The following is a 17,219-nucleotide window of genomic DNA, read 5'->3' as shown; positions in this document are numbered from 1 at the left end:
ACGAGGAGAGGTTCGTGACCAAAGAGCAGGAACGCGCACGTGCGCGCCGCCGCCACGAGGAACAGCAGAAGACCGCCAAGCCGCCGGTGAGCGACTCGACGCGCGACAAGCAGGTCTTCGGTGTGATCCTCGCGGTCATCCTCATCATCGCTGCGGTCATCGTCGTGCCCAAGCTCGTCGGCAGCTCCGACGCAGCCACTCCCGCGGCCGGGTCGACGACTCCGGCGAGCACCCCGACGAGCTCGGGCGGGCTCGCCGAGGGGCAGAAGCTCGCGGCCGGCTGCACCGCTCCCCCGGCGAACCAGACCACCCCGAAGCAGCAGAAGGAGGTCCCGGCCAAGGCCACGGCGGCCGGCAAGACCTTTGTCGCGACCGTCAAGACCACGTGCGGTGACCTCACCTTCGAGCTCGACGGGACGAAGGCGCCGCAGACCGTCGCCTCGTTCATCAACCTGGCCAAGACCGGCTTCTGGGCCCCGAGCCCGTGCCACCGCGTCACGACCGAGGGCATCTACGTGCTCCAGTGCGGTGACCCCACCGGCACCGGTCAGGGTGGCCCCGGCTACACCTTCGGCATCGAGAACGCGCCCAAGGACGGGAAGTACGCCACCGGCGTGCTCGCCATGGCGCGCACCTCCGACCCGAACAGCAACGGCGGCCAGTTCTTCATCACCTACAAGGAAACCCAGTTGCCCACCGACGGCGGTGGCTACACGATCTTCGGGAAGGTGACCAAGGGCCTCAACATCGTCGAGAAGATCGCCGCGAACAAGGCCCTGCCCCCGAGCCCGACGGACGGAACCCCCGTCTCCCCGATCAGCATCCTCAGCGTCAGCGTGACGGAGAAGAAGGCATGACCGACATCAAGCAGCCCGAGCCGGACGACACCACCGACCCCGGGACGGAGGCCGAGCACGGCGAGGCAGCGGTCGAACCGGCCGCCGAGAACGCCGACACGGTCGACACGGTCGAGACGGTCGAGAGCCCGGCCACGCCCGAGCCTGCAGCGACACCCGAGCCCGCGACCGAGACGGCTGACGCCGTCGCGTCGGTGGAGGCCACGGAGTCCGGCGACACGACCGAGACGGCCAGCGAGCCCACGGAGTCCGCGGTGACCGAGCCCGTCGCAGAACCCGTCGCAGAACCCGTCGCAGAGCCCGTCGCGGAGGCGGAGCCCGCGCACGCCGAGCCGAAGGAGGCCGAGCCCACGGTCCAGAGCGAGCCGGTCGCAACGACGGAGCCGGAGAGCGCCGTCGCTGCGGGCACGGCACCCGAGGCAGCGGCCGCGGCGCCCGTGTCCGAGCCCGAGGCAGCCGAGCCGGCCGGCGCCGCCCCGGCCGCGGTGGAGGGTGGCGAGCCGGTGGCAGCGGCGGTCGAGACCGCCGATGCCGTGGCGTCCGTCAGCAGCACGGAGTCCGGAGCTGCCACCGAGGCGACCCCGGCCACCGAGGCAGCACCCGCCACCGAGGCGACCCCGGCCACCGAGGCAGCACCCGCCACCGAGGCCGCGCCCGCCACCGAGGCCGCGCCCGCCGCGCCCTCGCCGGCGAGCGTCCCCAAGCCCTCGGCGATCCCGACCCCGGCAGCGCTGGCCAAGGTCGTGGCGCACCCGACGGTGACGCCTGCCGCACCGGCGCCGATCACGACCGACCACTCCGCCTCGGCGGCGTTCGGGCGCGTCGACGAGAACGGCACGGTCTTCGTGCGCACCAAGGACGGCGAGGAGCAGGAGGTCGGCTCCTACCCCGGCGCGAGCGACCAGGAGGCGCTGACCTACTTCGCGCGCAAGTACGACGAGCTCTTCGCCTCGGCGGTGCTGCTCGAACAGCGGCTCTCGCAGCCCGAGGTGCCGTCCAAGGACGTCGCCGAGGCCCTCAAGACCCTGGCGGCCCAGGTCAAGGACGCGACCGTCGTCGGTGACCTCGACGCCCTGGCCACGAAGCTCGACGAGATCCAGTCCGGCCTCGCGGCCAAGCGCAACGTCGAGCAGCAGCACCGCGCCGAGGCGCGGGCGGCCGCCACGGCCGAGCGCGAGAAGATCGTGGCCGAGGCCGAGTCGATCGCCGGGCAGCCCGAGAACCGGATCCAGTGGAAGAGCAGCGGCGCCCGGATGCGTGAGCTGCTCGACGAGTGGAAGGCGCACCAGCGCTCTGCCACCCGGCTCGACCGCGAGACGGAGTCGAACCTGTGGCAGCGCTTCAGCAGCGCGCGCAACGGCTTCGACAAGGCACGACGCAGCCACTTCGCGGGTCTCGACGCGCAGCACGCCGACGCCAAGGGCGCGAAGGAGCGGCTCGTGGCCGAGGCCGAGAAGCTGGCGACGAGCACCGACTGGGCGGCCACCGCGGGCGCCTTCAAGCGCCTCATGGACGAGTGGCGGCGCGCCGGCCGGGCCAGCCGGTCCGACGACGACAAGCTGTGGGCCCGCTTCAAGGCCGCGCAGGACGCCTTCTTCGCCGCCAAGGACGAGGTCGTCGCCGCCGAAGAGGAGCAGTACCGCGGCAACCTCACGGTCAAGGAGGCTCTCCTCGTCGAGGCCGAGGCGATCCTGCCCGTGACCGACCTCGAGAAGGCCAAGGCCCAGCTGCGGGTCGTCCAGGACAAGTGGGATGCCGCCGGCAAGGTCCCGCGGTCCGACATGGAGCGGGTCGAGAAGGCCATGCGCCGCGTCGAGCAGACGGTGCGGGACGCCGAGGACCGCAGGTGGAAGTCGAGCAACCCCGAGGTCGCAGCTCGCGCCCGGGCCATGGTCGACCAGCTCGAGCGTGCCGTCGCCGACCTCCAGGACGACCTGGCCAAGGCCGAGGCGTCCGGCAGCGCGAGCAAGATCAAGAAGGCCCGCGAGGCCCTCGACGCGCGTCAGGTCTGGCTCGACCAGGCCCGCGCGGGCGTCGCCGAGTTCGGCGGCTGACCACTCGACCACCCCACCGTCGAAAGGCCACAAACCGGGGAGCGAAGGCGGGCCTGAGGCCCGCCCAGCCCCCGGTTTGTGGCCTTTCGACGGTTCAGGCGGGTGGCTCGGGCAACCGGGCCTCGCCTACATCGTCGACTTGCCGCCGTTGACGCGATAGACGTCGAAGACCCCGTCGATCTTGCGGACCGCCTGCATGACGTGGTCGAGGTGCGCGGGATCGCCCATCTCGAAGGTGAAGCGCGAGATGGCCACCCGGTCGCGCGAGGTCTGGACGGACGCCGACAGGATGTTGACGTGCTGGTCCGACAGGACGCGGGTCACGTCGCTGAGGAGGCGGTTGCGGTCGAGCGCCTCGACCTGCAGCTGCACGAGGAAGACGCTGGCCGAGCTCGGCGCCCACTCGACGTCGATGAGCCGCTCGGGGTTGGCCGTCAGCTGGTCGGCGTTGGTGCAGTCGACGCGGTGCACGGAGACACCGTTGCCACGCGTCACGAAGCCGATGATCGGGTCGCCGGGCACCGGGGTGCAGCACTTGGCGAGCTTGACCCACACGTCGGCCGTGCCGACGACGACGACGCCGGGGTCGCCGGGCTTGCGGCGGCTGGCCGCGCGCGTCGGGACGGTGGCCTCGGCGAGGTCCTCGGTCGCGCCGTCGACGCCACCCATCGACGCGACGACCTTGCCGACGACGTGCTGCGCGGAGACGTGCCCCTCGCCCACGGCGGCATACAGCGCCTCGATGTCCTGGTAGCGCAGGTCGGTTGCGACGGCGGTCATCGACTCGTGGCTCATGAGCCGCTGGAGCGGGAGGTTCTGCTTGCGCAGCGCCTTGGCGATCGAGTCCTTGCCGGCCTCGATGGCCTCCTCGCGGCGCTCCTTGGAGAACCACTGCTTGATCTTGTTGCGGGCGCGCGGGCTCTTGACGAACTGGAGCCAGTCGCGCGACGGACCGGCACCGTCGGCCTTGGACGTCAGCACCTCGACGACGTCGCCGTTCTCGAGCGTCGACTCGAGGGGCACGAGGCGCCCGTTGACGCGCGCCCCGATGCAGTGGTGCCCGACCTCGGTGTGGACGGCATACGCGAAGTCGACGGGAGTGCCGCCCATCGGGAGCGCGACGACCGAGCCCTTCGGCGTGAAGACGTAGACCTCGCTGCTGCCCATCTCGAAGCGCAGCGAGTCGAGGAACTCGCCCGGGTCCTCGGTCTCGCGCTGCCAGTCGAGCAGCTGGCGCAGCCAGGCCATGTCGTTCTGGGGCGTGATCTCGCCGGGACGCGCGGGACCGCCGCCGTTGCTCTGGTCCTTGTACTTCCAGTGCGCGGCGACGCCGTACTCGGCGCGGCGGTGCATCGTGTGCGTGCGGATCTGGATCTCGACCGGCTTGCCCTGCGGGCCGATGACCGTCGTGTGGAGCGACTGGTACATGTTGAACTTCGGCATCGCGATGTAGTCCTTGAAGCGCCCCGGCACCGGGTTCCACCGCGAGTGGAGGGCGCCCAGCGCCGCGTAGCAGTCGCGCACCGTGTCGACGAGGACCCGGACGGCGACGAGGTCGTAGATCTCCTCGAAGTCGCGGCCCCGCACGATCATCTTCTGGTACACGGAGTAGTAGTGCTTGGGCCGGCCCGTGACGACGGCCTTGATCTTGGCGGCCGTGAGGTCCTCGGTGACCTGGGTGCGGACGCCGGCGAGGTACTCCTCGCGGGCGGGGGCGCGCTCGGCGACGAGGCGCACGATCTCGTCGTACACCTTCGGGTAGAGCGTCGCGAACGAGAGGTCCTCGAGCTCCCACTTGATGGTGTTCATGCCGAGGCGGTGCGCGAGCGGCGCGTAGATCTCGAGCGTCTCGTTGGCCTTGCGCTTGGCCGACTCGGGGCTGACGTAGCGCCACGTGCGGGCGTTGTGCAGCCGGTCGGCGAGCTTGATGACGAGGACGCGGATGTCGCGCGCCATCGCGATGACCATCTTGCGCACGGTCTCGGCCTGGGCGGCCTCGCCGTACGTCACCTTGTCGAGCTTGGTCACGCCGTCGACGAGCATCGCGATCTCGTCACCGAAGTCGTGGCGCAGCTCGTCGAGGCCGTATGCCGTGTCCTCGACCGTGTCGTGCAGCAGCGCCGCCGCGAGGGTGGGCGGCGTCATGCCGAGCTCGGCGAGGATCGTCGTCACGGCGAGCGGGTGCGTGATGTACGCGTCGCCGCTCTTGCGCATCTGGCCCTCGTGGGCGCTCTCCGCGACGGCATAGGCCCGTTCGATGACCGAGAGGTCGGCCTTGGGGTGGTTCTGCCGCACGGCCGTCATGAGCGGCTCGAGCACGGGGTTGCCCGCCGGCCGGGTGGCCCCGAACCGGGCGAAACGGGCGCGCACCCGCGACGGGGTGGACAGCTCGTTGCGGACGTCCTCGCTCATGAAGAGAGTCTAGGCGGTCCCTCTGTGATCAGACGGTGAGGATGGCGTTGACGGCGCCGGACGTGATCCGGGAGCGGCCTTCGAGGAAGGCGAGCTCGATGAGGAACTCGAGAGCCGTGGTCGTGGCGCCGGACCGCTCGATGAGCTCGCACGCCGCCGCGGCCGTGCCGCCCGTGGCGAGGACGTCGTCGATGAGCAGCACGCGCGCGCCCGCCGGGAAGGCGTCCGCCTGCACCTCGACCTCGGCGGTGCCGTACTCGAGGGAGTACGCCGACGCGATCGTGTCGCCGGGAAGCTTGCCGGCCTTGCGGATCGGGACGAAGCCGAGTCCCAGGGCGTGGGCCACCGGCGCGCCGAAGATGAAGCCGCGCGCCTCGACGCCGGCGACGATGTCGATTTGCCCCTCCCAGCGCCGGGCGATGTCGTCGACGAGGGCGCCGAAGGCCACGCCGTCGGCGAGCAGCGGCGAGAGGTCCTTGAAGACGATCCCGGGCTTCGGGAAGTCGGGGACGTCGCGGACGCGCGACGCGACGAGGTCACTGATCTGGCTCACGCCGGCTCCTACAGGTGTGGACGTGCGGTGTGCGGGACGGGGGCCGCTCCTGCGACCCCCGGCCTCAGCGTCGCGACTTCGGCGCGCGCTTGGGCTGGTTGCGCGGGCCGGCCTGGGCGTACTTGTGCACGGGTCGCGGAGCGCCGTCGACGGTGTAGTCGGCATCGGCCGCAGCACCCGTGGTGTCCGCGCCGACGTAGGCCGGCTCGGCGGCTCCCTGGGCCGCGGAGGCACCCTGCTTGGCGCCGTGGCGCGCAACGTACTTGTCGAGGTCACGGACGGCGGGCTCGTTGCGACGCAGGTCGACGAGCAGCGGCGTCGCGATGAAGATCGAGGAGTACGCGCCGACCGCGATGCCGATGAAGAGCGCGAGCGACAGGTCGAGCAGCGTGCCCGGGCCGAGCAGGGTGAAGCCGACGAAGAGCACTGCCGCGATCGGCAGCAACGCGACGACGGTCGTGTTGATCGAGCGGACCAGCGTCTGGTTCACGGCGAGGTTGGCCGCGGCCGAGTAGGTCATGCGCTTCGTGCGGAACGCGTCGGCGGTGTTCTCGCGCACCTTGTCGAAGACGACGACGGTGTCGTAGAGCGAGTACCCGAGGATCGTGAGGAACCCGATCATCGACGACGGGGTGATCTCGAACCCGAAGAGGGCGTAGATGCCGACCGTGATGACGAGGTCGTGCAGCAGGGCCACGAGCCCCGAGACGGCCATCTTCCATGTGCGGAAGTAGAGCGCCATGACCAGGGTCACGATGACGAGGAAGACGATGAGTCCTCGGATCGCCTGCTGGCTGACCGACTGGCCCCAGCTCGGGCCGATGAGCGAGGCGCTGACCGAGCCCTCCTCGACGCCGAACCGCTCCGCGAGGGCGGTGCGCGCCTCGTCCGTGCGGTCGGCGGCGGCCTCGGACTGCACGCGGACGGTGTCCTGGCCGACGATCGTCGTGACGACGTTGCCGTCGATGCCGGCATCGGCGATGGCGCTCTGCGCCTTCTCCTCGTAGCCCTGGCTGTTGGCTACGCCCTGGACGCGGAACTCCGAGCCACCGCTGAACTCGATGCCGAAGTTGAGGCCCTTGACGAAAATGCCGACGAGGGCCAGGGCGATGAGCACCGCCGAGATGGCGTACCAGGTCTTCTGGCGCTTGATGAAGTCGATCGAGCGCTTGCCGGTGTAGAGGTCGTTGCCGACCTGGGCGAAGTTGATCATGCCTGGGCCTTCCCATCCGAGAGGCGGGCCGAGCCCACGGTGGCGGGCGGGCGCTGGGCGCCGGGTGCCCCGAACTGGCCCCGGCCGCGGTAGCGGGGCGACTCCTTCGCGCCGAGGCGCTCCGGGTCGAGACCGGACCACTTGTGACCGGTGCCGAAGAAGTTCGTCCGCGCGAGCAGCTGGACCGTGGGGTGCGTGAAGAGGATGACGACGAGCAGGTCGATGAGGGTCGTGAGACCGAGCGTGAAGGCGAACCCACGGACGTTGCTCGAGGCGAGGAAGTAGAGCACACCGGCGGCGATGAAGTTCACGGCGTCGGCCGCGATGATCGTGCGGCGGGCGCGCTTCCAGCCGGTCTCGACGGCGGCCACGAGCGGGCGGCCGTCACGCACCTCGTCGCGGATGCGCTCGAAGTAGACGATGAAGCTGTCGGCCGTGACCCCGATGGCCACGATGAGACCCGTGACACCGGCCATCGTCAGGCGGAAGCCGTGCGTCGTCCCGAGCACCGTCACCGCGAGGTAGGTGATGACCGACGCGACGACGAGCGAGGCGACCGTGACGAGTCCGAGGGCGCGGTACTGGATGAGCGAGTAGACGACGACGAGCAGCAGGCCGATGAAGCCGGCGAGCAGGCCGATGCGCAGCTGCTCCTCGCCGAGCTGGGGCGTGATGTTGTCCTGCGTCTGCAGCGCGAACGAGATCGGCAGCGCACCGAACTTCAGCTGCTCGGCGAGCTGCTTGGCCGAGTCGATGGTGAACGAGCCGGTGATGGAGGCCCGACCGTCGGTGATGACGGCGCGTGCCTGCGGGGCCGTGATGACGGCCTTGTCGAGCACGACGGCGAACTGGTCGAGCGGCGGCTGCGACTGGAGGCCGTAGAGGCGCTTGGTCACGGCCGCGAACTTGGCCTTGCCGGCGTCCTTGAACGACAGGGCGACCTCGACGATGGAGGTGGGCTGGCCGTTGGGGCCGGGCTGGTAGCCGCTCGTGGCGTCGGCGATCTCGCTGCCGTCGATCTCGCTCGGGCCGAGGACGTACTTCGTGACGCGGTCCTCACCGCAGGTCGCGATGGGCTGCGTCGGGTCGTCCTGGATCTTGTCGAGGGCGCCCGGGGTCGAGCAGTTGAGCGCGGTGTACTCCTTGGCGACCTTGGCGGCGGCGGCGTCTGCCTTGGCCTTGTCCCAGCCGAGCCCGACGAGGCCGGTGCTGACCTGCGTCTTGATGGCGGCCTCGGTCTGGGCCGCCGTCGGGGCCGGGGCCTCGGTGGCGGCGGGGGCAGGCGTCGTCGCGGTGCCGGAGGGCGTGGTCGCCGACCCGGTCGGCGTCGGAGTGGCAGGGGTCGTGGCGGCGCGCAGCGCGTCGGGGACGACGCCGTTCTGCGCGGTCGCGGACGTCGAGGGCGTCGCGGTGCTCGTGGCCTTCGGCGTGCCGGTGCCGGTCGCGGTGCCGGAGGGGGTGGTCGTGCCGGTCGAGGTGCCGGTGGGCGTCCCGCTCGGGTTGGCCTGGCTGGCGTTGGCGTCGAGGGCCTGCACGTAGACGGCGCGGAACCGCAGCTGCGAGGGCTTCTTCAGCGCGTCGAGCTGCTCGGCCGTGGGCTGGCCGGGGATCGACACGACGATGCTGCGACCGCCCTGCGTGGTGATCTCGGCCTCGGAGACGCCGTTGGCGTCGATGCGCTGGCGGATGATGTCCACCGCGCGGTTGACCTGGCCCTCGCTGATGGTCTCGGTGCCGTTGAGCTGCGGCTGGAGCACGAGCTCCGTGCCGCCCTCGAGGTCGAGACCGAGGCGGGGGGTCATCGACCCGTCGGCCCACTTCGTCAGGCCGACGGCCAGACCGCCGAGGGCGAGGATGACGACGACCAGTGCCAGGAGGCTCCGTCTCGCCGACGTCTTGGTGGAGCTGCGTGCCACGAAAGCCTCACTGACCGTTCTGCTGGGGGCCGGGCGTCGCACCCGGTGCGTCGTCGACGGGGGCGTCGGCCGCAGGCGTGTCGCTCGCGACGGTGTCGGTCTGCTTCATCGCGATGGCGCGCCGGTCGAAACGGACGGTCGTGCCCTCGGCGATCTCGAGCCAGGCGCTGCTGTCGTCGAGGTGCTTGATCGTGCCGAAGATGCCCGAGGACGTGACGACGGCGTCACCGACGTTGAGTGCCGAGCTGAAGTCGCGCATCTGCTTCATCCGCTTGTTCTGGGAAAAGAACAGCCAGCCCAGCAGCAGCAGGGGCAGGGCGAAAATCAGCAACGAGAGGGCCCCGTTGTTGTTCATGTCAGCTCAGTCCTTCGTGTCTTCGTCCGGTCAGCGCGGGCGCGCGCCACGACCCGTCGATCGGGTCGGATGTCGCGTCAACGACCGGGGGCACCGGATGGTGCCGCGGCAGCGGCGATGGTGCCCGCAGGAGTCTACGTGCGCCGGTGCAGTTTGTCAGACCGGTTGAACGGGTGCCGCCGTCTGCCCGTGTCACGTTTTGGCTGCAGTTGGAGGCCTCGGCACGGCGCGCCGGGGCTGTCCTCAGGAGTCGAACCGCGCGCCCCCGGCCTCGTCGATCGGCAGGGTCGCCGTCCAGAGGGCCTGCGCGTCGTGCGGTGGCGTGAGCCCGAGGTGCTCCCAGGCGAGGCTCGAGGCGGCGCGGCCGCGCGGGGTGCGCACCATGAAGCCCTCCCGCACGAGGTAGGGCTCGGCGACCGTCTCGACGGTGTCGGGCTCCTCGCCCACGGCGACGGCGAGGGTCGAGAGGCCCACCGGGCCACCGTTGAAGCGTCGGCAGAGCGCTTCCAGCACGGCACGGTCGAGGCGGTCCAGGCCGCGCTCGTCGACGTCGAAGAGCGCGAGCGCCTGACGGGCGGCGGAGTGGGTGACGCGGTCCTCGCCGTGCACCTGGGCCCAGTCGCGGACCCGGCGCAGCAGCCGGTTGGCGATGCGGGGCGTGCCACGGGAGCGCAGGGCGATCTCGCGGATGCCGTCCTCGTCGGCATCGAGGCCGAGCAGCCGGGCCGACCGGTGCAGGATCGTGACGAGGTCGGCCGCGGCGTAGTAGTCGAGGTGGCCGGTGAAGCCGAAGCGGTCCCGCAGCGGCGCGGGCAGCAGCCCGGCACGCGTCGTCGCACCGACGACGGTGAAGGGCGGCAGCTCGAGCGGGATCGCGGTCGCGCCCGGGCCCTTGCCGATGATGACGTCGACCCGGAAGTCCTCCATGGCGAGGTAGAGCATCTCCTCGGCCGAGCGGGACATCCGGTGGATCTCGTCGAGGAAGAGCACCTCCCCCTCGGCGAGCGAGGAGAGCACCGACGCGAGGTCACCGGCGTGCTGGATCGCGGGGCCCGAGGTGATGCGGATCGGCTGTTCGAGCTCACCGGCGACGATCATGGCCAGGGTGGTCTTGCCGAGGCCCGGCGGCCCGGAGAGCAGCACGTGGTCGGGCGGCGTGCCACGACCCTTCGCCGCCTTGAGGACGAGCCCCAGCTGGTCGCGGACACGGGTCTGCCCCGGGAAGTCATCGAGGCGCTTGGGACGCAGGGCGGCCTCGACCTGGCGCTCGTCGGTGTCGCCGGCGGCGTCGACGATGCGCGCGGTCGCGTCGAACGACCCGTCGTCCCAGACGTCCGGCTCGGCGCCGGCGTCGAGCTCCCAGGAGCGGTCGACGCTCATCGGCCGAGCTCCTGCAGGGCAGCCCGCAGCAGGGCCGAGACACCGGCGCCCTCGGCGGCGAGCGGCGCGACCTTGTCGAGCGCCTCGTCGGCCTGGCGCGCGGTCCAGCCGAGACCGACGAGGGCCTCGCGGACCTGCTCGCGCCACGCCTCGCCGGTGTCGAGGTGGACCGGGTCGGTCTGGCCGGCGGAGCCGGGCAGGGCGCCGAGCTTGTCCTTGAGCTCGAGGACCATCCGCTCCGCGCCCTTCTTCCCGATGCCCGGGACCTTGGTCAGCGCGACGAGGTCTCCGGTGCCCAGTGCGACCCGGACGGCGTCGGGCGAGTGGACGGCGAGCACGGCCAGAGCGAGGCGCGGGCCGACACCCGAGACCGTCTGGACGGTCTCGAAGACGTGCTTCTCGTCGTCGGTGGCGAAGCCGTAGAGCGTCAGCGAGTCCTCGCGCACGACGAGGCTCGTGGCGAGCTGCGTGGGCTGCCCGAGGCGCACGGACGTCGCCGTGGCCGGCGTGGTGTGGACGAGCATGCCGACACCCCCGACGCCGACCACGACCGAGTCGAGGCCGACCTTGAGGACGGTGCCGGAGAGCGAGGCGATCATCGGGGCTGGGCTCCAGGGTGGGGTCGGGTGGTCGGGCCGGTGCGGGTGGGCTGGGTGGTCGCGGCGCGCAGGCGCTGCACCGGTGGGGCGGCTCCCGGCGGCACACGGCGGGGTATGCCGCTCCCCCGGCGGCCGGAGCGCGCGAGCTCCTCGAGCCGCGCGGTCTCGAGGCGGCTCTGGGTGCCGCCGCGCCACACGTGGCAGATCGCGAGGGCGAGGGCGTCGGCCGCGTCGGCCGGCTTGGGTGGGGTGTCGAGACCGAGCAGGCGGGTCACCATCGTCGTGACCTGCGCCTTGTCGGCCCGGCCGTTGCCGCTGACGGCGGCCTTGACCTCGGTCGGGGTGTGGAGGGTGACGGGCAGGCCGAGCCGCTCGGCCATGATCATGACGATCCCGGTCACCTGCGCGGTGCCCATGACGGTGGAGACGTTGGTGTCGGCAAAGACGCGCTCGATGGCCACGGCCTCGGGACGGTGCCGCGCGAACCACTGGCGCATCTCGTCCTCGACGGCGACGAGCCGTCTCGGTGTCGGGTCTCCGGACGGCGTCCGGATGACCCCGACCTCGACGAGGGACAGCTTGCGCCCCGGGACCCCGTCGACGACGCCGACGCCGCAGCGCGTGAGCCCGGGGTCGACCGCGAGGACGCGCACGGCATACCTCCCTGGGTTGGGGCACTGGACGATCCGAACAGGTGTTCGGGACAACGCTAACGGGCCTCCCCCGAAAGGACGGGAGGCACGCCGGTCCCGGCGTGCCTCCTCGTCGAACCCCCGGGCCGGGTGGGCCCGTGCGGTCAGTCCTCGTCGTCGTCGAGCTGCGCGAGCACGTCGTCGGGGATGTCGCCGTTGGCGAACACGTTCTGCACGTCGTCGCTGTCCTCGAGGGCCTCGATGACGCGGATCATCTTCTTCGCACCGTCGAGGTCGAGCGGGACCTGGAGGTTCGGGACGAACGAGGCCTCGGCCGACTCGTAGTCGATGCCGGCGTCCTGGATCGCCTTGCGGACCGCGACGAAGTCGGTGGCCTCGGAGATGATCTCCCACGTGTCACCGTTGTCGTTGACCTCCTCGGCGCCCGCCTCGAGCACGACCTCGAGGATGTCGTCCTCGGAGCCGGCGTCCTTGAGGACGGTCACGACGCCCTTGCGGTTGAAGACGTAGGACACCGAGCCCGGGTCGGCGAGCTGACCGCCGTTGCGGGTCAGCGCCGTCCGCACCTCGGCGGCGGCCCGGTTGCGGTTGTCGGTGAGGCACTCGATGAGCACGGCGACACCGTTGGGGGCGTAGCCCTCGTACATGATCGTCTGCCAGTCGGCCGCGCCCGCCTCGGCACCCGAGGCGCGCTTGACGGCGCGGTCGATGTTGTCGTTGGGCACCGACGTCTTCTTCGCCTTCTGGATGGCGTCGTAGAGGGTCGGGTTGCCGGCGGGGTCGGCGCCGCCCTGGCGGGCCGCGACCTCGATGTTCTTGATGAGCTTGGCGAAGAGCTTGCCGCGCTTGGCGTCCTTGGCCGCCTTCTGGTGCTTCGTGGTGGCCCATTTGGAGTGGCCGCTCATGCAGTGTCCTCGCGTTCCGGTGACTGGCGTGCACCCGACTGCTGGAGTCGGTGCTCTCTGACGATCGAGACGAACTCGGCGTGGATCCGGCGGTCGGCCCCCACCTCGGGGTGGAAGGACGTGGCCATGAGGTTGCCCTGCCGGACCGCGACGATCCTACCGGCGGCCGGGCCCTCGCTCACGCGGGCGAGGACCTCGACGCCCGGGCCGGCCTGCTCGACCCACGGCGCGCGGATGAAGACGGCGTGCACCGTGCCGGTCGTGGACGGGTCGCTCCAGGCGTAGTCGAGGTCCTGCTCGAAGGAGTCGACCTGGCGGCCGAAGGCGTTGCGCCGCACCGTGATGTCGAGGCCGCCCAGGGTCTGCTGGTCGGGTCGGGCGTCGGCGATGCGGTCGGCGAGCATGATCATCCCGGCACAGGATCCGTAGGCCGGCATGCCCTCGGCGATGCGCCGGAGCAGGGGCTCTCGCAGGTCGAAGGCGCGGACGAGCTTGTCCATGACGGTCGACTCCCCGCCGGGGATGACGAGCCCGTCGACGGCCTCGACCTCGGACGGCCGGCGAACGGTGACGCCCTCGGCGCCGAGCGCCGTGAGGGCGGCGAGGTGCTCGCGGACGTCGCCCTGGACGGCGAGGACGCCGATGCGCGGCACGCCGAGGGAGACGTCCGCAGGGGCGGCAGTCGTGCCTGCGGTCGTGCTGCCGGTCGTGCCGGCGGTCGTGCCGGAGACGGTGCTGGTGGTGCTCACCCGGTCAGCGTAGAGCGCCCGTCGTGACGGTCGCGCCAGGGGTCGAGCGCCGAGAACCGTCTCGGATGCCAGACGTCCGTGGTGGCGGCCCTGACATCGGCACGACGCCACCGGATACGTTGCGGCCATGACGACGGTGCACACCCACGACGACCTGACCGCCCGCGCCGCGGAGGCCGACGCCGCCTCGCCGCTGCACGGCACCCGGGACCGCTTCGCCCTCCCCGACGACGTCATCTACCTCGACGGCAACTCGCTCGGGGCGCTGCCCAGGGCCGTGCCCGCCGTCGTCGACGACGTCATGCACCGGCAGTGGGGCGAGCGGCTCATCCGTTCGTGGAACGAGGCCGACTGGTGGGGTGCGCAGACCCGCGTCGGCGACCTCGTCGGCCGTCTCGTCGGAGCCGCACCCGGACAGGTGGTCGTGACCGACTCGACGTCGGTGAACCTCTTCAAGGCGGTCATCGGCGCCGGACGGCTGCGGCCCGGTCGCACGGTCGTGCTCACCGACCCCGACTCCTTTCCGACCGACCTCTACATGACCGAGTCGGCAGCCGCTCTGGCCGGCCTCGAGGTGCGCCGGGTCCACCCTCGTGACGCCGTCGCCGCGATCGCCGAGGCCGGCGACGCCCTCGCCCTGGCCTCCTACTCGAGCGTCGACTACCGCACGGGCGAGCTGTGGGACCTGCGCGCGATCACCGAGGCCGCCCACGCCGTCGGCGGGCTCGCCTGCTGGGACCTGTGCCACTCCGCCGGCGTCATCGAGGTCGACCTCGACGAGGGCGGCGCGGACCTCGCCGTCGGGTGCGGCTACAAGTACCTCAACGGCGGGCCGGGTGCGCCGGCCTTCCTCTACGTCGCGAGCCGCCACCAGGACGACTTCGAGCAGCCCCTCACCGGCTGGCAGGGGCACGCGCACCCGTTCGAGATGCGGCCGGACTACGAGCCGGCGCCCGGCATCACCCGGGCCCGCGTCGGCACCCCGCCCCTGCTGTCGGTCCTCGCCCTCGAGGCCGCGCTCACGGCATACGACGGCCTCTCGCCCGCCGACGTCAGGGCGGCATCGCTCTCGGTGACCGGCACCTTCATCGACGCCCTCGACGCGCTCGGGGTCGACCTCCCGCTGGCGACGCCGCGTGAGCCGGAGCGCCGCGGGTCGCAGGTGTCGCTACGCCATCCGCAGGCCTTCGCCGTGGTGCAGGCGCTCATCGCCCGCGGCGTCATCGGCGACTTCCGTGAGCCCGACATCATCCGTCTCGGCTTCGCGCCCCTCTACGTCACGCACGTCGACGCGGTGCGGGCCGCGCAGCACGTCAAGGAGGTCCTCGACGGTCGCGAGTTCGAGCGTCCGGAGTTCGCCGAGCGCGGCGCCGTCACCTGAGTCGGCCCCTCCCGCACCACACGGAGAAGGTTCCAGCTCACCGGGATCGGGAGCCGGTGAGCCGTGACCTGCTCGGTGAGTTGCCAGGGTGTGCGGGTCACGGTGACGACCGGCGGCGACCGGACCTGGTGAGGACGTCGACGTTGTCGCTCCACTGCTCGGCCGAGCCCACGCCGCGCGGCAGCGCCCGGACGGCCGGGTCCTCGACGCCCTGCTCCAGCACGACGACCACGGCCTCGCGCACGCCGCGGTAGGGCCGGTCCCAGAACGGCTCGACGGGGTCGGCGACAGTCGGCAGCCCAGCCTCACCCTGCACCCGGTTCAGCACCCGAAGCGCCGCGACGAGGCCCTGCTCGCGCTCTCGCCAGCTGCCGGCCGCCAGCGCCGCGTGCAGCGGTTCCCCCGCGGCACCTGCCCGCGGCAACCGGGTGAAGCTCGTGCCGAGCCACTTGGCGTAGGGCGGCCAGCGCCGCTCGAGCAGGTGGCCCAGGTGCATCGCGGTGCCGGCGAGCCGCGCCGCGACCACCCTCGAGCCGAGGTCGTCGCCGCGCTCCCCCGTCCGGCCCACGAAGGGCAGCTCCTGCGCGAGCCGGGCCCAGTCCGTCGCGACGACGTGCCGCCAGACGTCGTCGGGATACCACTGGAGCCGACGGCGTATGCCGTCCAGCTCGCCCGCGTCGTCGACGAACACCTCTCCCCCGGTGACCTCGAGGACGGCCTGGCCCGTCAGGCGGAGCCAGTCGTCCACCGTCAGGTCGCGGGTGGGGTCGACGCCGAGGCGCGACACGGCGAGGTCTCGGGCCGTCTCGACCTGCACCCGGTGGCGCACGGTCGGGTCCCACGTCGTCGCGAACCGCGTCGGGTGGCCGGCGAACGACTCGGGCAGCTGCTCGGCGAGGTGGTCGTCGACCGCGGGGACGAGGTCGTGCGGGACGAGGAGGTTGAGCCTCAGGCCCCAGTCGTGGTCGCGCGACATCGCGTCATCCAGACCGAGGACGTCCGAACCGCTCCCGAGACTCGCTGCGGCACAGGGCATCCCGGGCCATCGCCCGCGCACGAGCGGTTCGACGACCTGCTCGGAGTAGGACCGTGACAGCTCGGCACCGGTGGGACTCACGCCACGATCGTGCCAGCCACGAGGCCGCAGGACGACGTATGCCGCCGCGCCCGGTGGGGCACGGCGGCATACGTCAGCGTGTGGCTGGGGGTGCGGAGGTCACCAACCGCGCTCGGAGAGGCGGTGCGGCTGGGCGATCTCGTCGACGTTGATGCCGACCATCGCCTCGCCGAGGCCGCGCGAGACCTTGGCGATGACGTCGGGGTCGTCGTGGAAGGTCGTCGCCTTGACGATGGCCTCGGCGCGCTGGGCCGGGTTGCCGGACTTGAAGATGCCCGAGCCGACGAAGACACCCTCGGCACCGAGCTGCATCATCATCGCCGCGTCGGCGGGGGTCGCGATGCCACCGGCCGTGAAGAGCACGACGGGGAGCTTGCCGGCCTCGGCGACCTCCTTGACGAGCTCGTAGGGCGCCTGGAGCTCCTTGGCCGCGACGTAGAGCTCGTCGGGGCTCATCGAGTGCAGGCGGTTGATCTCGGCGCGCAGGGTGCGCATGTGCGTCGTCGCGTTGGAGACGTCGCCGGTGCCGGCCTCACCCTTGGATCGGATCATGGCCGCGCCCTCGGTGATGCGGCGCAAGGCCTCGCCGAGGTTGGTCGCGCCGCAGACGAAGGGCACGGTGAACTGCCACTTGTCGATGTGGTTGGCGTAGTCGGCCGGGGTCAGGACCTCGGACTCGTCGATGTAGTCGACGCCGAGGCTCTGCAGCACCTGCGCCTCGACGAAGTGGCCGATGCGGGCCTTGGCCATGACGGGGATCGAGACGGCCTCGATGATGCCGTCGATCATGTCGGGGTCGCTCATTCGCGACACGCCGCCCTGGGCGCGGATGTCGGCGGGGACCCGCTCGAGGGCCATGACGGCGACGGCGCCGGCGTCCTCGGCGATCTTGGCCTGCTCGGCCGTGACGACGTCCATGATGACGCCGCCCTTGAGCATCTCGGCCATGCCGCGCTTCACGCGCGTCGTGCCGGTGTGGCTCGTGCCGCTCTGCTGGTCAGCCGCGGGCGTGCTGCCCGAGGTCGGGGTGGTGCTCACGATGTCCTGCTTTCCCGTGATCTGGGTTCGGTGTGCC

General features: G+C 71.6%; 15 protein-coding genes. 3 read left to right on the top strand and 12 right to left on the bottom strand.

Annotation, left to right across the window (positions count from 1 at the left end):
• The first annotated feature begins 14 nt into the window (after positions 1 to 14).
• Both ACSQ2D_RS10775 and ACSQ2D_RS10770 read left to right on the top strand, forming a co-directional pair.
• The gene (locus ACSQ2D_RS10775) at positions 15 to 857 is read left to right on the top strand and encodes a peptidylprolyl isomerase (RefSeq protein WP_435985945.1); all 843 of its coding nucleotides are present in this window, start codon (positions 15 to 17) and stop codon (positions 855 to 857) included.
• A complete protein-coding gene (locus tag ACSQ2D_RS10770) occupies positions 854 to 2,911 on the top strand; it encodes a DUF349 domain-containing protein (RefSeq protein WP_435985944.1) in 2,058 nt (685 codons plus the stop codon). The genes ACSQ2D_RS10775 and ACSQ2D_RS10770 overlap by 4 nt, the downstream gene beginning before the upstream one ends.
• Positions 2,912 to 3,037: 126 nt before the next feature.
• Here ACSQ2D_RS10770 and ACSQ2D_RS10765 read toward each other — a convergent pair whose 3' ends face one another.
• The 10 genes from ACSQ2D_RS10765 to pdxT form a co-directional block, all read right to left on the bottom strand.
• Positions 3,038 to 5,323 (bottom strand): RelA/SpoT family protein, encoded by a 2,286-nt coding sequence (locus tag ACSQ2D_RS10765; RefSeq protein ID WP_020144302.1) that lies wholly within the window; start codon positions 5,321 to 5,323, stop codon positions 3,038 to 3,040.
• Positions 5,324 to 5,351: 28 nt separating this feature from the next.
• A complete protein-coding gene (locus tag ACSQ2D_RS10760; RefSeq protein WP_435985943.1) occupies positions 5,352 to 5,876 on the bottom strand; it encodes an adenine phosphoribosyltransferase in 525 nt (174 codons plus the stop codon).
• A gap of 64 nt (positions 5,877 to 5,940) precedes the next feature.
• On the bottom strand, positions 5,941 to 7,089 hold the full coding sequence (gene secF, locus ACSQ2D_RS10755) for a protein translocase subunit SecF (protein ID WP_435985942.1): 1,149 nt from the start codon (positions 7,087 to 7,089) through the stop codon (positions 5,941 to 5,943).
• Positions 7,086 to 9,005 carry a protein translocase subunit SecD gene (secD, locus tag ACSQ2D_RS10750; RefSeq protein ID WP_435985941.1) on the bottom strand — a complete coding sequence of 640 codons (1,920 nt, stop codon included), beginning with the start codon at positions 9,003 to 9,005 and terminating at the stop codon, positions 7,086 to 7,088. Before secD ends, secF begins: the two co-directional genes overlap by 4 nt.
• Before the next feature lie 7 nt (positions 9,006 to 9,012).
• On the bottom strand, positions 9,013 to 9,360 hold the full coding sequence (gene yajC, locus ACSQ2D_RS10745; RefSeq protein ID WP_435985940.1) for a preprotein translocase subunit YajC: 348 nt from the start codon (positions 9,358 to 9,360) through the stop codon (positions 9,013 to 9,015).
• 243 nt (positions 9,361 to 9,603) lie between these two features.
• Positions 9,604 to 10,740, bottom strand: a complete 1,137-nt coding sequence (ruvB, locus tag ACSQ2D_RS10740; RefSeq protein ID WP_435985939.1) for a Holliday junction branch migration DNA helicase RuvB — start codon at positions 10,738 to 10,740, stop codon at positions 9,604 to 9,606.
• Positions 10,737 to 11,339 carry a Holliday junction branch migration protein RuvA gene (ruvA, locus tag ACSQ2D_RS10735; protein WP_435985938.1) on the bottom strand — a complete coding sequence of 201 codons (603 nt, stop codon included), beginning with the start codon at positions 11,337 to 11,339 and terminating at the stop codon, positions 10,737 to 10,739. Before ruvA ends, ruvB begins: the two co-directional genes overlap by 4 nt.
• Complete coding sequence (gene ruvC / locus ACSQ2D_RS10730; RefSeq protein ID WP_435985937.1) at positions 11,336 to 11,992, bottom strand: crossover junction endodeoxyribonuclease RuvC; 657 nt, start codon at positions 11,990 to 11,992, stop codon at positions 11,336 to 11,338. The genes ruvA and ruvC overlap by 4 nt, the downstream gene beginning before the upstream one ends.
• Positions 11,993 to 12,135: 143 nt before the next feature.
• Entirely contained in the window at positions 12,136 to 12,897 is a 762-nt protein-coding gene (locus ACSQ2D_RS10725; RefSeq protein ID WP_435985936.1) for a YebC/PmpR family DNA-binding transcriptional regulator, read from the bottom strand.
• Positions 12,894 to 13,550: a pyridoxal 5'-phosphate synthase glutaminase subunit PdxT gene (pdxT, locus tag ACSQ2D_RS10720; RefSeq protein ID WP_435987845.1), complete on the bottom strand. Its 657-nt coding sequence runs from the start codon at positions 13,548 to 13,550 to the stop codon at positions 12,894 to 12,896. Before pdxT ends, ACSQ2D_RS10725 begins: the two co-directional genes overlap by 4 nt.
• Before the next feature lie 223 nt (positions 13,551 to 13,773).
• Between pdxT and kynU the strand changes: the two genes are divergently transcribed.
• On the top strand, positions 13,774 to 15,027 hold the full coding sequence (kynU, locus tag ACSQ2D_RS10715) for a kynureninase (RefSeq protein ID WP_435985935.1): 1,254 nt from the start codon (positions 13,774 to 13,776) through the stop codon (positions 15,025 to 15,027).
• 97 nt (positions 15,028 to 15,124) lie between these two features.
• On the opposite strand, the gene ACSQ2D_RS10710 is transcribed toward kynU, so the two are convergent.
• Complete coding sequence (locus tag ACSQ2D_RS10710) at positions 15,125 to 16,144, bottom strand: DUF4037 domain-containing protein (RefSeq protein WP_435985934.1); 1,020 nt, start codon at positions 16,142 to 16,144, stop codon at positions 15,125 to 15,127.
• 99 nt (positions 16,145 to 16,243) lie between these two features.
• Positions 16,244 to 17,182 carry a pyridoxal 5'-phosphate synthase lyase subunit PdxS gene (gene pdxS, locus ACSQ2D_RS10705; RefSeq protein WP_435985933.1) on the bottom strand — a complete coding sequence of 313 codons (939 nt, stop codon included), beginning with the start codon at positions 17,180 to 17,182 and terminating at the stop codon, positions 16,244 to 16,246.
• Positions 17,183 to 17,219 lie beyond the last annotated feature (37 nt).

It is taken from the genome of Terrabacter sp. LjRoot27 (genome assembly GCF_964254175.1).
Taxonomy (GTDB): Bacteria; Actinomycetota; Actinomycetes; order Actinomycetales; family Dermatophilaceae; genus Terrabacter.
The sequence above is the reverse complement of the archived record's forward strand: the minus strand, read 5'-3'. Positions and strand labels throughout refer to the sequence as shown.

What these genes read in the sequence shown, in the direction of transcription:
- secF (WP_435985942.1), bottom strand. Translation starts at nt 7,089, where the DNA reads ATGATCAACTTCGCCCAGGTCGGCAACGACCTCTACACCGGCAAGCGC.
- ACSQ2D_RS10765 (WP_020144302.1), bottom strand. Translation starts at nt 5,323, where the DNA reads ATGAGCGAGGACGTCCGCAACGAGCTGTCCACCCCGTCGCGGGTGCGC.
- yajC (WP_435985940.1), bottom strand. Translation starts at nt 9,360, where the DNA reads ATGAACAACAACGGGGCCCTCTCGTTGCTGATTTTCGCCCTGCCCCTG.
- ruvA (WP_435985938.1), bottom strand. Translation starts at nt 11,339, where the DNA reads ATGATCGCCTCGCTCTCCGGCACCGTCCTCAAGGTCGGCCTCGACTCG.
- kynU (WP_435985935.1), top strand. Translation starts at nt 13,774, where the DNA reads ATGACGACGGTGCACACCCACGACGACCTGACCGCCCGCGCCGCGGAG.
- ruvB (WP_435985939.1), bottom strand. Translation starts at nt 10,740, where the DNA reads ATGAGCGTCGACCGCTCCTGGGAGCTCGACGCCGGCGCCGAGCCGGAC.
- ACSQ2D_RS10725 (WP_435985936.1), bottom strand. Translation starts at nt 12,897, where the DNA reads ATGAGCGGCCACTCCAAATGGGCCACCACGAAGCACCAGAAGGCGGCC.
- ACSQ2D_RS10770 (WP_435985944.1), top strand. Translation starts at nt 854, where the DNA reads ATGACCGACATCAAGCAGCCCGAGCCGGACGACACCACCGACCCCGGG.